General features: G+C 35.5%; 16 protein-coding genes. 6 read left to right on the plus strand and 10 right to left on the minus strand.

Features of this window, described 5'->3' with window-relative positions; all coding sequences use genetic code 11:
* Positions 1-133: 133 nt before the first annotated feature.
* Positions 134-580, plus strand: a complete 447-nt coding sequence (gene yfbV / locus CJF42_RS22705; protein ID WP_095368844.1) for a terminus macrodomain insulation protein YfbV — start codon at positions 134-136, stop codon at positions 578-580.
* Positions 581-680: 100 nt separating this feature from the next.
* On the opposite strand, the gene sbcB is transcribed toward yfbV, so the two are convergent.
* The gene (gene sbcB, locus CJF42_RS22710; RefSeq protein WP_095368845.1) at positions 681-2,132 is read right to left on the minus strand and encodes an exodeoxyribonuclease I; all 1,452 of its coding nucleotides are present in this window, start codon (positions 2,130-2,132) and stop codon (positions 681-683) included.
* Between the two features lie 138 nt (positions 2,133-2,270).
* Between sbcB and CJF42_RS28845 the strand changes: the two genes are divergently transcribed.
* Together CJF42_RS28845 and CJF42_RS22715 are read left to right on the plus strand one after the other, a co-directional pair.
* On the plus strand, positions 2,271-2,588 hold the full coding sequence (locus tag CJF42_RS28845; RefSeq protein ID WP_252097709.1) for an Arm DNA-binding domain-containing protein: 318 nt from the start codon (positions 2,271-2,273) through the stop codon (positions 2,586-2,588).
* 102 nt (positions 2,589-2,690) lie between these two features.
* Positions 2,691-3,485, plus strand: a complete 795-nt coding sequence (locus CJF42_RS22715; protein ID WP_252097710.1) for a tyrosine-type recombinase/integrase — start codon at positions 2,691-2,693, stop codon at positions 3,483-3,485.
* A 36-nt stretch (positions 3,486-3,521) separates the two neighbouring features.
* Here CJF42_RS22715 and CJF42_RS22720 read toward each other — a convergent pair whose 3' ends face one another.
* Genes CJF42_RS22720 through CJF42_RS22750 form a run of 8 tightly spaced genes read right to left on the minus strand, consistent with a single transcriptional unit; the run spans position 3,522 to position 9,262 of the window.
* Positions 3,522-3,815 (minus strand): hypothetical protein, encoded by a 294-nt coding sequence (locus CJF42_RS22720; RefSeq protein ID WP_095368846.1) that lies wholly within the window; start codon positions 3,813-3,815, stop codon positions 3,522-3,524.
* A 17-nt stretch (positions 3,816-3,832) separates the two neighbouring features.
* Complete coding sequence (locus CJF42_RS27760; protein WP_212668851.1) at positions 3,833-3,982, minus strand: hypothetical protein; 150 nt, start codon at positions 3,980-3,982, stop codon at positions 3,833-3,835.
* Positions 3,983-4,031: 49 nt separating this feature from the next.
* Complete coding sequence (locus tag CJF42_RS22725; protein ID WP_095368847.1) at positions 4,032-5,309, minus strand: recombinase RecT; 1,278 nt, start codon at positions 5,307-5,309, stop codon at positions 4,032-4,034.
* Between the two features lie 33 nt (positions 5,310-5,342).
* On the minus strand, positions 5,343-5,600 hold the full coding sequence (locus CJF42_RS22730) for a PapB/FocB family fimbrial expression transcriptional regulator (RefSeq protein ID WP_095368848.1): 258 nt from the start codon (positions 5,598-5,600) through the stop codon (positions 5,343-5,345).
* Positions 5,597-6,595, minus strand: coding sequence for a PD-(D/E)XK nuclease-like domain-containing protein (locus CJF42_RS22735; protein ID WP_095368849.1), 999 nt, complete (start codon positions 6,593-6,595; stop codon positions 5,597-5,599). Before CJF42_RS22735 ends, CJF42_RS22730 begins: the two co-directional genes overlap by 4 nt.
* Positions 6,592-6,807 carry a hypothetical protein gene (locus CJF42_RS22740; RefSeq protein ID WP_095368850.1) on the minus strand — a complete coding sequence of 72 codons (216 nt, stop codon included), beginning with the start codon at positions 6,805-6,807 and terminating at the stop codon, positions 6,592-6,594. The genes CJF42_RS22735 and CJF42_RS22740 overlap by 4 nt, the downstream gene beginning before the upstream one ends.
* A gap of 43 nt (positions 6,808-6,850) precedes the next feature.
* Entirely contained in the window at positions 6,851-7,375 is a 525-nt protein-coding gene (locus CJF42_RS22745; protein WP_095368851.1) for a hypothetical protein, read from the minus strand.
* 12 nt (positions 7,376-7,387) lie between these two features.
* Entirely contained in the window at positions 7,388-9,262 is a 1,875-nt protein-coding gene (locus CJF42_RS22750) for a DEAD/DEAH box helicase (RefSeq protein ID WP_170940722.1), read from the minus strand.
* A gap of 208 nt (positions 9,263-9,470) precedes the next feature.
* Here CJF42_RS22750 and CJF42_RS22755 point away from each other — a divergent pair, with 208 nt between their 5' ends.
* Positions 9,471-10,043 carry a helix-turn-helix domain-containing protein gene (locus CJF42_RS22755; protein ID WP_095368853.1) on the plus strand — a complete coding sequence of 191 codons (573 nt, stop codon included), beginning with the start codon at positions 9,471-9,473 and terminating at the stop codon, positions 10,041-10,043.
* Between the two features lie 248 nt (positions 10,044-10,291).
* Here the strand turns inward: CJF42_RS22755 and CJF42_RS22760 are convergent, their stop codons facing one another.
* Positions 10,292-10,666 carry a hypothetical protein gene (locus CJF42_RS22760; protein WP_095368854.1) on the minus strand — a complete coding sequence of 125 codons (375 nt, stop codon included), beginning with the start codon at positions 10,664-10,666 and terminating at the stop codon, positions 10,292-10,294.
* A 101-nt stretch (positions 10,667-10,767) separates the two neighbouring features.
* Here CJF42_RS22760 and CJF42_RS22765 point away from each other — a divergent pair, with 101 nt between their 5' ends.
* Positions 10,768-11,784: a toprim domain-containing protein gene (locus CJF42_RS22765; protein ID WP_095368855.1), complete on the plus strand. Its 1,017-nt coding sequence runs from the start codon at positions 10,768-10,770 to the stop codon at positions 11,782-11,784.
* Positions 11,785-11,953: 169 nt separating this feature from the next.
* The gene (locus tag CJF42_RS22770) at positions 11,954-12,880 is read left to right on the plus strand and encodes a VapE domain-containing protein (RefSeq protein ID WP_095368856.1); all 927 of its coding nucleotides are present in this window, start codon (positions 11,954-11,956) and stop codon (positions 12,878-12,880) included.
* Positions 12,881-12,885 lie beyond the last annotated feature (5 nt).

The raw sequence follows: 12,885 nt of genomic DNA on the forward strand, positions 1-12,885 counted from the left end.
TATTGAGCGAGAATTGCTGTTAACACTAAGGTGATAAGGACAATTCTCTTAGCTGTGGTATAGTCTATACTATATATGATTTTTTGAATTGATTTAGACCAATTTTTAGTAAGTTATTTGATAAGGAGTCACTATGCAAAAAACTTTGATGGTGCAAATAAGAGAAGGCCAAAAATACAGTAAATTATGGCCAGATCGCATTGAGTTAGCTCCTATATTTATAGAGCGTCGAGTGATTAAAGCAACGCAATTGGCCATGCTCGTTATGCCTGCATTGGCATTAATAAGTATGTTGGTTCACATTCAACATTTTGGTGTTGAATATTTACCACAAGCTTTAGCATGTAGTTTGTTTTTTTTATCACTACCTATTCAAGGGCTAATGTGGTTAGGCAAACGCTCTGATACTGATTTGCCTCCTGGTTTGGCTCATTGGTACCGAGAAATAAAAGTTAAAATGCAAGAAAATGGACATCAACCGAGAATAAGTAGTGCAAGACCTAAGTACTTTGAATTGGCGAGCTTGTTAAAAGAGATGTTTGAAAAAATGGACCGAGCTTTTACTCGAGATATGTTTTAAACCGATTAAATCAATTATCTCATTATTAAAAATCCCACTGCAGGGTGGGATTTTTAATAAGCGCTATTTAGTATATTATAACCGCTCATTACTGTTTTAATTAAAGATTTTGCGCGTAATGATAAAGCGACTTTAATATGGATAATTTATTATCATCACCCTCATGTTCATGCACTAAGCTCTCTAATGTTAGCATAAAGTCTTGTGCATCAATAGATGGCTGATCTTCACCATTCATTATCTTATCTTTACAGTATGTTCGCCAAGTGTCTAACTCTTGAGACTCAAGTGTTTCAGGCCAATTACGTGCACGATAGCGAAAAAACATCATTGTAAATTTGTCATCTTCAAAATCTAGTTGTAAATCACCTAAATTATCAGGTTTAGTTTCATGGATCACTTCAAATAATTGTTTATCATTGCGTGATGTAAAACCGTTATACAACTGATAATCAGGGTTAGTGATTTCGGGAAAATCTCTTTGCAAGGAAAATACATCAATTACTTTTTGTCTTAATGCAGAATCCGCCTTTAAATTAGCCAGATTTTTTAAACATTGCTCTCTATCTATTCCTAGGCGCTGTGCATTTTCAGGTAATAATGTTTTTGCTGGTGCAACGACAGGGCATTTGTTTATATGAACAAGTTTTAAACCTATTGGTAATTCGTCAGGCGATAAATCAGCCTTTGGAGTATATAAACGAGAGTGGATCTCTTGTGCGCTTAACTCAAGTAATGGTGCTGGATCATAAGTTAAGTTATAACAAATAACCGCGTTTTTATTAACCGGATGAAAAGCCATCGGTGCCATCCAACTTGTACAACCTTGCGTAGAAGGGATCATAGAAGAAGTATGCACGATAGGGGTCATATTATGGATATCAATTAGCTCAGCAACTTGCTTTTTAGTTCTTAAATTAAAAATGAACTCATATAATTTAGGCTGCTTTTGTTTAATTAACTTAGCTAATTCTATTGTTGCTAATACATCTGATAGTGCATCATGAGCAGCTGCGTGTTCAATACCATTCGCTTTAGTTAGCTCTTCTAATCTAAAGCTCGGGCTACCATCCTCTTTAGTTGGCCAATTAATGCCTTCAGGGCGAAGTGCATAACAGGCTCTGACTAAATCAATAATATCCCAACGACTATTGCCGTTTTGCCATTCACGCGCATAAGGGTCAAAAAAGTTACGATATAAAGTATAACGAGATACTTCATCGTCAAATCGAATACTGTTATAGCCTGCTACACAGGTTTTATTAACACTAAATTCATCATGAATTTTTTTGATAAATTCAGCCTCAATTAACCCATGTTTTTGAGCATGTTGTGGCGTAATACCGGTAATTAAACACGCTTCTGGATGAGGTAAAAAGTCAGGTGCAGGCTTACAATAAATAATGAGCGGGTCCCCAATGATATTTAAATCAAAATCGGTGCGAATGCCCGCAAATTGGCTAGGACGATCCCTTTGAGGGTTTGCACCAAAAGTTTCATAATCGTGCCAGTAGATTGTATCTTGGTTTGTGCTGTTTTCGAATGTTTCCATTTGGGGGTAAACTCTTTGTTTTCAGTGCTTTAATTGCTTTTTTGGTTTCTAATGAATTTCTACTGTTTCTTGCAATTTCGGCATAAAGTGTATAAATTAGTGTATATATTTACTTGCTTATGTGTATAAAAAATTTATATGGCTATTAACGACACTAAATTAAGGAAAATGCTAGGTAAAGAGCAAGATCCTTGTGTGCTACCACACCGCGACAGCTTGAGTGTAAGAGTATCAAAAAAAGGCACTATTACATGGCAATATCGCTGTAGATTTGCGGGTAAGCAAGTTATTGTTTCTTTAGGGCGTTATCCCGCAATATCTATTAAAGACGCTCAAGATTATATACCAAAGCTTCAAGAATGGCTAAGGAAGGAAAAAGATCCACGTATAGAGCTTAAAAATAGCTTTATAGAAGAAAAGGGCGGGTTAACTCTTGAGGCCTTAACATTAGAATGAATTGAAAAGAAGGTCCCTGAGTTCAAAGAGAAAACACAGCACGTATATTTAAACCATGCTAACAAATGGATTATAGGCCACTTTAATTCCGGTGTGGATAATATGGAATTAGGAAATTGGTTTAAATATTTTGATTATGTAAAAAAAGAAGGCTCAACTAAATTAGCAGGGGTTTCTCTAACTAGAATAAAAACAATTATGGCTTGGGGTGTAAAGCGCGGCTTAGTTAAAGACAATAACCCTGTAATGAATTTGCTAATTAAAGATGTTGGCGAAAAAGCATCGATAGGTGAAAGGGTTCTTACATTAGATGAAGTTGCAAAATTATGGTTGCGTGTTGAACGATCGCAAGCAAGCCCTGCAACAAGATTGTGTTTGCAATTAATTTTTATAACTGGGGCTCGCCAATCAGAAGTACGCTTAGCAGAATGGGAACACTTTGATTTTGATTCAATGATTTGGACTATTCCCAAAGAAAACTCAAAATCAGGTAAGGCATTTAATAGGCCGATCAGTGATAAAATGAATCTAATTCTAGATCAACTTGGTTTGCTATACGGTCGTTCTGGCGTTTTAATACCGGGTAGATCCCCGCGTAAACCAATGACAACTCATAGTATTAATAGGTACTGTTCAAGAATGTGGGAAGCTTTATTTAACGCTCATAACACAGATAAATTTACTCCGCATGATGCACGAAGAACTATTTCTACTAGATTAAGTGAGCAAGGTGTAATGCCGCATGTTACTGAAAAAATGTTAGGCCATGCAATGCAAGGTGTAATGGCTGTTTATAATAAGCATGATTGGATTGACGAACAAAGAGAAGGTTATAATTTATATTGGAAATTAATAGAATCAGCTATAGCTAATGAATTAAAAAACAATGCGATGTGAGCTAATAAAATTAGCTCAATCACAGCTTAAATAGTATTAATGATTTAAAGAAAGCATGACGTTATCTCTATAATTTTTTAGATCGTTACGTTTGTAATGGTTTGCTTTTCCGTACTTTAAAGCTTGCGGAAACGCTGGATCATCCTTGCTTAATTCCCATAGTTTTTTTCTGCCAATGCCTAGATATTTACAAGCACCTTCTGTATTTACGGGTTCGCTTTGTAGCTCTATATTTTCAGCTAATAAGCGTGTATTTTCTGCAATTAATGAGAATAAAAGGGCTTTTGCATCTTGATCAATTTTAAGATCTTCTATATTTTGCTGTGACATTTTAAATTTTCCTTAACTTATTTTACTTCTAATTTAATTCTTCTACCGGGGAATTTTTCAGAACAATGTTTAGTCATTTGCTCTATTGTTTCCCCACCGTCTACCATTGAAACCGCCGTTGCTTGACCAGTGACCTTGAAGCCTTTATAAAACTTAACTTTAAACATTTTGTACTTCATCGGATTTAATAGCCGAGTTTCTTCGGCTACCCTTTAATTATTTATTCGGAAATGGACTATCTTCGATGTCGTCTTCGTTGAAATTACCGTCTTCATCACAAAAAACTAAATAGGTATTGTCTTCATCTTCGATCGGAAACCATTCATTATTAACTAATACTTCTCTCTCTTTTTCGTTAAGTTCTTGAACTAATAAAGGGTCCTCACCGATAACGCTTTGAGCTTCTTTGTGAATCGCAATAACATACCGTTCTAGACTCTCTGGTTCAGGTTGTGGCTCAGGTTTCTTCTTAAATCCGCTTGTTTTAGCTGGTTGTTTTTTTTCTGCTTGCTTTTGTTTAGCTTCTAAAAACTCCGCTTCCTCTTTCATTGTTTGCGCTAAAAGCTCTTTTCCTTTTTTATTTAGCCTCCATGTACCATCTTTTAATTTAGTACCAGTGTGAATTTCAAGATTTAACGGTATGCCTTCAACGTCTAAAGCTGCTTCTTCTGTTATTTCAGAATCAACTAATTCACCTTCGATTACTGTATTTTCGTTCTTAATTTCTTTTTCTAAGCTTTGAGCTTCTACAGTCGCTTCGCTTGTGCTTTCTGGTTTAATTTCTTCACTGGTGATTATTTCTTTTAGAACCTCTTTATGCTCTGCCATTGATTCAGCTGTATTGAAATCTACATCTACATGGGAGGCATCCATAGTTGGCGTTACATCGCGCTCTTGAATTTGTGAATCTGTCTGTGCTTCACTTTCACTATACAAACCCATAGTTGCCCCTGGCATGTATAACCTTGACCAATGTTTAGCGCCTAAATAACAAAGCTGTTGATATGTCGCAGTTTTCCAAAGCGGGGAATTTCGGATCGTTTGGTCTGCTAAAAAAATAGTTTCACCATAAGTGACATTAGAATCACCTTTAAATTTAAAGCCTACCTTTACACCTAAGCCTTTTTCATTTTCGAATTTATCGCCAATTAAGCGGCCTTTACTGTCCCAATCACCTACACATTGATAGTGTGGTCGAGCCTCAACCATTCCTGACTGTAAAATAATCGCAATGATTAACTGTGAGCCATACGCTAAATTACCATTCACTGGGTAAACTTGTGTTGCAACAGATAAAGGATTCATACCCCATTGCATAGCTTGCATTGTTACCATAAAGCAATCGGCTGGTTTATTTTTAAATTGCTTTGGTGTCATTAAATCACCCGCAGCCATATAGCTGGCAAACTGATCTATATTTCCCATAGCTGCCTGATCATGAATTAGAGACATTGCTGTGGTTCTTTGTACTGATAACTGGCTTGTTTGAGTCATGCGTGTTTTCCTAAGTTTAAATTTATAATTCTGTTAAGTGTTTTCTTTCTTGAATCTTGCCCAATCTAGATCTTTAATTTCATTTACTGTTGATGCGACTTTGTTTAAAGTTTTTAAGCTTCGACTAAAGTTACTCTGGCTAATAAAATTCAACCCAATAACTAAAGAGTCGCAATAGCCTTTCACGTAATATTCAATCAGGGCTGTTTTAATTCCTTCGCTCTTAATGCTTGTTAATGAAATAAGGAGTAATATTTTTTCCTCTTTTTCTGCTCCGGGAATTAAACTCATGCTGTAGCGCTCGCCCAGTTTAAATAAGGTGCATACTCTGGTTCGTTGCCTTGTCCGATAAGTTTTTTTGTGTTTTGATATTCACAGTAGCGGCGGATTGCAATTAGGTATTTAGTTCTACCATTAGATAAAATTTCATCACCTAATAACCAAGGTTTATATTCAAAAGGATTCGATAATTCAGAAGGTGCAAGTTTGTTTTGTGCTAAAAGCGTAACCGTAGGTTTTCTTTTATAAACAAGATTTAACACATCATGCTGCAAGGCCATTTTTAGATCGTAATTGAAATTAAAAATGTCCTTTTTAAATTTGTCATAACAATCAAGGCAAGTTTTATAATCAACTAATGCAAATTTTTTACTTACAATGTCAGGTCTAATTTTTACAATACAAACAAACTGCCCGGTATTAGGCTCTTTTGGGTTAAGGTCATTGTAGAAATCAACAAGGCAAATTATAGATTTCTCAATCATTGCGCCTTTAATTAAATCAACAATAACTCGATCACTTAACAACCGATCACGCATAGAATTTAATTGCTGAAAATCTCTTGCTGACACTTCAATTTTATTGGTGTTTGCCTTGTCATGTTTGGTCTTCATTAAGTCAATAATTTGAATTGGTTCTTTAGTTTTTTCTGTGAACTCAACGATACGTGCTATTTGTTCTTTTTTAGATCCAGAAACCTTTAAACCGTTTTCGCTAAGAAATGCTTTAAAATCATTTTGAGTACGTAATGCTTTAGGGTGTTTTTTTTCATCAAACCCACAATAAAATTCATCATTAAACATATCAGGCTCTAAAAAGTTAGCGTGTGAAGCTATACCAAAACCTAAAGCGTCTGATGATTTACGCTCAGTTTTAAGCCATGAAAGCATTGATGTATCATAAATTTTGCTTAAACCTGTACCACTAATACCTTTATGTGCGTGATAATTAGCATTTGATAACTCACCGATATTAAAAGTATTGTGAATAACTTTAAGTAATCTCATAGGTCGAAAGTTTCCAATTCTTTTTTTAATGCTCTGTTTTCTAAATAATTACTGATAGAAACGCGTATTTTTTGTATGCCTCTTGATTCAAGCTTTTTCCGTTTTGCTTTATACGAATGTTCTAGCTGTTCGAGGTATTCAATGCGCTCCCGGCGTTTGCATATAGCTTCTAGTGATTCGGGGTTAATTTCGCAAGAATTCAACTCTGTCATATTTCACCTTGAATCAAATAGTTTCACGTTATGGGTTGTGGGTTTATATCGCTAGTGATTTACGCAATAGCAAAACACAATAAATGTGAAAATAAATAACCCAAAAAGTGAATTGTAGAGTGTGGTTAAGTTTCATATAGGCTGAAATGACGAGTTTCATCTGTTTTAAACCGTACGCAAAACAACTGAATGCACCGTTATTGATGTTTGTTAATGCCACTTGTATTTGTTGTTCAGTAACTTTTGAACTGTGATCGGCTTTTTTTAATTCGAATGTAGCGAAAGGGTAGTTACCAGCGGGAAGAAATAAAACAATATCATGTGCGCCTTCTAGTAACCCCTTGGCTTTTCTCTGACGATAATACCCGGCATGTGCTGCCATTGTTTCGTTAGTGGGGTGCATGATTGATAATGCGTGTTGAGGCCATTTGCATTTAAACCAATCAATAACAGAGATTAGATCGTCATCTTCTGCCGGGCATGGTTTAATTTTTTCGCCAATAAACAAAGGAATTTCTTCTGGTAATCGCTTTAAGAATTGGCGGTGTGTATAGTCTTTTTTAATCATTAAATAAACTCATTAGGCGGCTACTCCATTTTTAATTAAATCATTACCAAAGCGCTTTAAACTGACAATATGAAAACGCCCGGCTTGTTTACCTTTTTTATCTCTATATGTTGCTGAATTTGGTGTTCTAAATAGGTGGGACACTTGAACTAATTCAAATGTGTTTTTACATGCTTTTATATCAGCAAGCGCTAATTCATCGATCGCATGCTCTTTTAAAAAATCAGTCCATTTTTGAAGCTGCCACTTAGGAACTTGCCCGGTTCTATAAGGGTAAAATTGCTCGCGTGCTATAAATCCATCTTCGAAATGATATTCCATCACCACCTCTTTTTTATTTGGTGCGAACATTTGCATACCAACGATAGGCTTTAACATATCTTCGGTGTAATGCTTGCCGTTTAACGCTTCATTAGGATCACGTAATAAACCGCCACAACCGCCACACATTCTAGCGCTAGGTGCATTTTTATGGCTACATTGTTGATTATCATTTACTGTGTTTTCGCATATTGAAGGATCAATAAACCAGCGGTCGCATGTTTCATTTCTACATTTAATTGCTTGCTTTGCATTTTCAGTTTCACAAAGGCCGCAAATTCTAATTCTTTTTTTAGCACTGGCTTTTTTGTAAACCCCATCTGCAAACATTTTTTGATCTGTAATCAATCCTAATCGCTCAACACACCCAGCGTAATCAGAAACTAAAGCGTCTTCTTTACCATCACAAAGCCTTAGTACTCGACCAACTGATTGAGTAAACATGACAACTGATCCCATAGGGCGAAGGAGGGCAATGTGATCCCACAAAGGAACATTTACACCAGCAGTTAAAACACCAATGTTAAGAACGTATTTACAATTTCCTTCTCTTGCTCGATCGAGAATATCGGTTCTAACTTTATAGCCTGTGCTATCTGTTATAACTCCTATTTGGCTTTCAGGTACACCAGACTCGATCAGGCTTTCTTTTGCTTCAACAATGTGATGTCTTCCAGCGCAAAAAATTAAAACGCCCCTACGATTTTTAGAGTTTTCAACAATTTCACGCATAATTGAATGTGTTAAAGATAAGTCTTTTGTTGCTATATCATCTAATTCACTTTCGCTTAGTTCTGCATTTTGGCTGTAATCATGCTTAACGGATGAATAGTCATATTCAACGTCAGGAACACCCCATTGTATAGGGACCAACCAACCTGCGTTTATTAGGTCCTCAGTATTTTTTCTATCAATACAGGATTTCCAGAAATTTCCTTTTATCCATTCATTCATTCGCCAGGGCGAACCAGTACCACCTATAATCTGTGTTTTAGGGTTTTTATTTAGCAAATGAAGAATTACTTTAGTGTAGGTTTTTGATTTGCACGACTCTCCTTGATCGCCTTTAGCCCATTTAACTATATCTTTCCAATCTAATTGATGGCATTCATCTATTAAAACTAAATCAGGTGTCCAGTTATCAAACATGCCTGATTCAATGCGATTCCATAACGTTTGTTCAGTAGCAAATACAACATTCTGTAATTTAATATTTTTGGCGTTTTTACCTTTATTTAAATCAGAAGCTACAACAGTATTAGGAACACCAGAAGACCAAGCGAATTTAGAGTTTTGATCTATAAGCTCGGTTTGCCTTGCGATCACTAAAACTTTAAATGTTGATTTGCCTTTGAATGCTCTTAACCTATTCCCCTCAGTTACCTTGCGAGCAATAAAAGCGTATATACCTGTTTTACCATAACCTACGGAGTATTCGACAAAAGCGGGTTCGCAAATTCCTTTAATAAAAGTGTTGCTTAAATGATGCATTATTTTGTTTAATCCATCCTCTTGATAGTCACGAGGATCAAAAACTCCAGCCTGATTTAAAGAGAAGTTAATCATATACATTTCGCCTTTTTTTATTTACCTACTATTTAAGAGTAACTCCAAAAATTGCAATTTACACGCTCAAAACGTGAATGTAAAGAGCCTTAATGGGTGGTTTGTGCTTTAATAAATACTTTTTTCACCCATAAACTTGACCCTTTTAGCCGTAAGATGTACGATTTTTGCGAAATGGCTAAAAAATAAAACTCGTAGGGAAAATGTTATGGAAAATAAATTTAGGTTTTCAAAAAACCTTAGAAACGTTTTAAGGGCTAAGGATATGAAGCCCCGCGATCTTAAAATGGCACTGAAAGCCATAAAGGTAAATATCGCCGACCCCACACTTAGCAACTACCTAAGTGAAAGTGAAACAAATGTTAGGACGCCAAAATTAGGTACTATTCTAAATATCGCTACAGCGTTAAATGTCTCTACTGGTGAATTGCTAGGAGAGGACTTTTTAGCGCATGACGCGTCTGTAAATAATATGATCTTATGTGATGAAGTTTCTTATAGTAAAAGTTTAGGTTTAGGAGCTAACGTAGAGCTTTTCACAGTAAAAGATAATTCAATCGATATTTTTAGAACCGGTGATCGACTTGTTATCGATAAAAGCGAACATCAAGTAACAGCGGGTTTTTATGTTGGTGAACTAAATGGTAAAAACCAAGTTTTAAACGTTTCTAATAACGGATCTGCTTACACTATTAATTTTTCCGGTAATCCTGTTACAGTTGAATACGATAAGTTAAAAGTTACTGGTAAAGTTGTAGCTAAGTTCACTACTCAAATTTAATTTATACCTATAAGTAAAAAGGGCTGTTAAGCCCTTTTTGTTGTTTTCTTTTTAGTATCTCCCTTAAGTATTTTATAGCGCTTGGCTGATACCAATTATCAATTGATTTATTTACCGTTGGTTTTGTGGCTTTGGGGCATAACCCCCTTGTTGCTGTTGGTTGAATCCGCCTTGTTGAGCTGGCGCTGTTGGTTGTTTGTTGAATCCCCCTTGTTGCTGTGTATTGAATCCACCTTGTTGTAAAGGTGCTATGGTTGTTGACCAAAACCGCCTTGCTGATTTAATGGGGCGCTTAGCGTCTGGCCCTGCATGATGTTTTCAATCTTCGCATTTACCATTTCTAAAGTTGGCTTAACTGCTCCGCCATTTTCAGGATAAAATAATTCAACTTTAAGCTTTTCACTATTCACAACTACACCAGCGCCTTCAATTAACTTATTTTGAAAGTAGGCAATTTGATCCGGGTGCTTTGCAAAAATTAAAGCCTTGTAATTTGCGTAACATTTCTCACTTGTTTTAAAATCCTTTGTTAACTCTGAAAACCTAAGAATCCACATAAAACCTTTTTCGCCTAAGTCTTTCATGAATGGCTGTTCTTTTAATGTTCCTGAAACTATATGCATGACATTATCCTTTTAAGTTTGGTACGCATTAAATTATTCACGAAATGAGCTGAAAAATAAACCCGTTATATTTACTGTAATCGAACTTCTAAGGGGGAGTTATGGAAATAGTAAGCGCATTTTTAGATCATGCACGACAAGAATATGGGATCGAATTTCCTGATAAGATAAAAACAGATGGCTTACAGCATCGCTACAAAATGCCTCATGACAAGGGGTGCAGCACCTCTGGTTTTGTTACTTTTCATATGGATGATAATCCGCTCGCGGTTTTTGGTGACTGGAAAGAATATGGGGCAGAGATTTTTAAATGGTTCTACCGCGATCAAAGGGAACTCACAAAACGTGAACGTGACGACTATAAATCGAGAATGAAAGAAAGTTTACGATTATCTCAAGAAGAGGATAAACGTAAAAAATTAGCCGCTGCATATAAAGCCTCTGAACTTTGGCAAAAAGAAGAAGTATTAGTTAGACGTTATGAATACCTCGATATTAAACGTGTTGGCGCATACGGAGTTAAATTCTTTGATGCTGTTATAGCTTTTGATTACTTTGCAACTGACGAACGTAAAGAAAAAAGAGATCAAGGTGAAATTAAAGTTTACCCCGGCCCTCTGATGGTTGTTCCTGTTCAAAATCAAACCGATCAACTTGTTTCACTTCAACAAATATCTAGGAATGGAAAGTTTAAAGGTTTCTTACCTGACGGTATGAAAAAAGGTTGTTTTCATGTAATTCATGGTCATGAAAATTATATTTTTGTCTGTGAAGGTTACGCAACAGGGGCTAGTATTTTTGAATTAACTGGCTGTACGGTTTATATCGCTTTTGATTGCGGGAATTTAGAAGCTGTTTGTATGGCTGTCAAAGCTAGGCATAAAAATGCAATTAAAATAATTGCTAGTGACGACGATCGCAAAACTTTAACACCCATAAAAAATCCCGGTCAAACTAAAGCAAATTCTATTTGTAGTAATACAGAGTTTCATAATTTAAAGCCTGAATTTGCAAGTAATGAAGATGGTACAGACTGGAATGATTTAACTTTTTTCAGAAGTGCAGAAGAATTAAAAGCAAGAATTAGAACCTTTATAAGATCAATATTGCACGCATAAAAAAACCGCTCTGCAAAGCGGTTTAATCAATTAACACCTTTTAAAGGAAGGCGTAAATGAATAATAACAACATTAATAATACTGTGCAAGGATTCACCGCTATAAAAAAACCAAGGGATTTTCACCGATAAAAAAAGATGACGCCAATTTAAAAGGCTCTATTTTATCAATGGGTAAAAATGCTTTAAAGTCAGTTTCAAATGATGAAATAGAAGCAGGTTTAAAAATCTATGGTATGAATTCATTTCTAGATAAAAGTGATTTTCCTCATAAAGTAGAAACTGAAAACGCTATAAAATTACTAGGCACTAAAGAGAACTTAAAACACTTAATTGATAGTTATGATATTAAATGCAGATATAACAAAATATCGAAAGCAACAGAAATTTCGATCAGAGGTGTTTCATACACTGTTGATAATTCAGAAAATGCGTTATTAAGTGAATTATCTAGTTTATGTGCTCGCAACCAACTTCAAAGAACCTTACCTCAAGAATATATTTTACCTATCGCTGATAAAGATTCATATAACCCGATCTTGGATTGGATAGAAGCAAAGCCTTGGGATGGCGTGGATCGATTAACTGATTTTATTAATACGATTGTTGTGCCAGGTGACTTCGAAAAAATTAAGCATATATATTTAAATAAATGGTTAATGTCTGCCGTTGCTGTTTTGCACAACGAAGGCAACTTAGATTATGAAGGTGTATTAGTTTTTCAAGGTGCTCAAGGTATTGGTAAAACACGATGGTTAAAAAACTTGTTACCTGAAAAACTAAAAACTTATATAGAAGATGGCGCTCTAATTGAACCAAGAAACAAAGATACTATTTTTACAGCTTGCAGCCATTGGATTGTCGAAATCGGCGAATTAGATTCAACTTTTAAAGCGTCTGATATTTCAGATATTAAACGATTTATAACTAAAAAAACCGATAAGTTACGTCGCCCTTATGCTAGGGAGGATTCTCTATTACCTAGACGGACCGTTTTTTTTGGTTCCGTTAACGAGAAGTCATTCTTAAAAGATAAAACGGGTAATAGACGTTTTTGGGTGCTGCCAGTTGAAAATTTATTCAGCACATCTCGGTGAATAAA

This window comes from Pseudoalteromonas sp. NBT06-2, from assembly GCF_002276045.1.
GTDB lineage: Bacteria > Pseudomonadota > Gammaproteobacteria > Enterobacterales > Alteromonadaceae > Pseudoalteromonas.

What these genes read in the sequence shown, in the direction of transcription:
- yfbV (WP_095368844.1), top strand. Translation starts at nt 134, where the DNA reads ATGCAAAAAACTTTGATGGTGCAAATAAGAGAAGGCCAAAAATACAGT.
- sbcB (WP_095368845.1), bottom strand. Translation starts at nt 2,132, where the DNA reads ATGGAAACATTCGAAAACAGCACAAACCAAGATACAATCTACTGGCAC.
- CJF42_RS28845 (WP_252097709.1), top strand. Translation starts at nt 2,271, where the DNA reads ATGGCTATTAACGACACTAAATTAAGGAAAATGCTAGGTAAAGAGCAA.
- CJF42_RS22715 (WP_252097710.1), top strand. Translation starts at nt 2,691, where the DNA reads ATGGAATTAGGAAATTGGTTTAAATATTTTGATTATGTAAAAAAAGAA.
- CJF42_RS22720 (WP_095368846.1), bottom strand. Translation starts at nt 3,815, where the DNA reads ATGTCACAGCAAAATATAGAAGATCTTAAAATTGATCAAGATGCAAAA.
- CJF42_RS27760 (WP_212668851.1), bottom strand. Translation starts at nt 3,982, where the DNA reads ATGTTTAAAGTTAAGTTTTATAAAGGCTTCAAGGTCACTGGTCAAGCA.
- CJF42_RS22725 (WP_095368847.1), bottom strand. Translation starts at nt 5,309, where the DNA reads ATGACTCAAACAAGCCAGTTATCAGTACAAAGAACCACAGCAATGTCT.
- CJF42_RS22730 (WP_095368848.1), bottom strand. Translation starts at nt 5,600, where the DNA reads ATGAGTTTAATTCCCGGAGCAGAAAAAGAGGAAAAAATATTACTCCTT.
- CJF42_RS22735 (WP_095368849.1), bottom strand. Translation starts at nt 6,595, where the DNA reads ATGAGATTACTTAAAGTTATTCACAATACTTTTAATATCGGTGAGTTA.
- CJF42_RS22740 (WP_095368850.1), bottom strand. Translation starts at nt 6,807, where the DNA reads ATGACAGAGTTGAATTCTTGCGAAATTAACCCCGAATCACTAGAAGCT.
- CJF42_RS22745 (WP_095368851.1), bottom strand. Translation starts at nt 7,375, where the DNA reads ATGATTAAAAAAGACTATACACACCGCCAATTCTTAAAGCGATTACCA.
- CJF42_RS22750 (WP_170940722.1), bottom strand. Translation starts at nt 9,262, where the DNA reads ATGATTAACTTCTCTTTAAATCAGGCTGGAGTTTTTGATCCTCGTGAC.
- CJF42_RS22755 (WP_095368853.1), top strand. Translation starts at nt 9,471, where the DNA reads ATGGAAAATAAATTTAGGTTTTCAAAAAACCTTAGAAACGTTTTAAGG.
- CJF42_RS22760 (WP_095368854.1), bottom strand. Translation starts at nt 10,666, where the DNA reads ATGCATATAGTTTCAGGAACATTAAAAGAACAGCCATTCATGAAAGAC.
- CJF42_RS22765 (WP_095368855.1), top strand. Translation starts at nt 10,768, where the DNA reads ATGGAAATAGTAAGCGCATTTTTAGATCATGCACGACAAGAATATGGG.
- CJF42_RS22770 (WP_095368856.1), top strand. Translation starts at nt 11,954, where the DNA reads ATGGGTAAAAATGCTTTAAAGTCAGTTTCAAATGATGAAATAGAAGCA.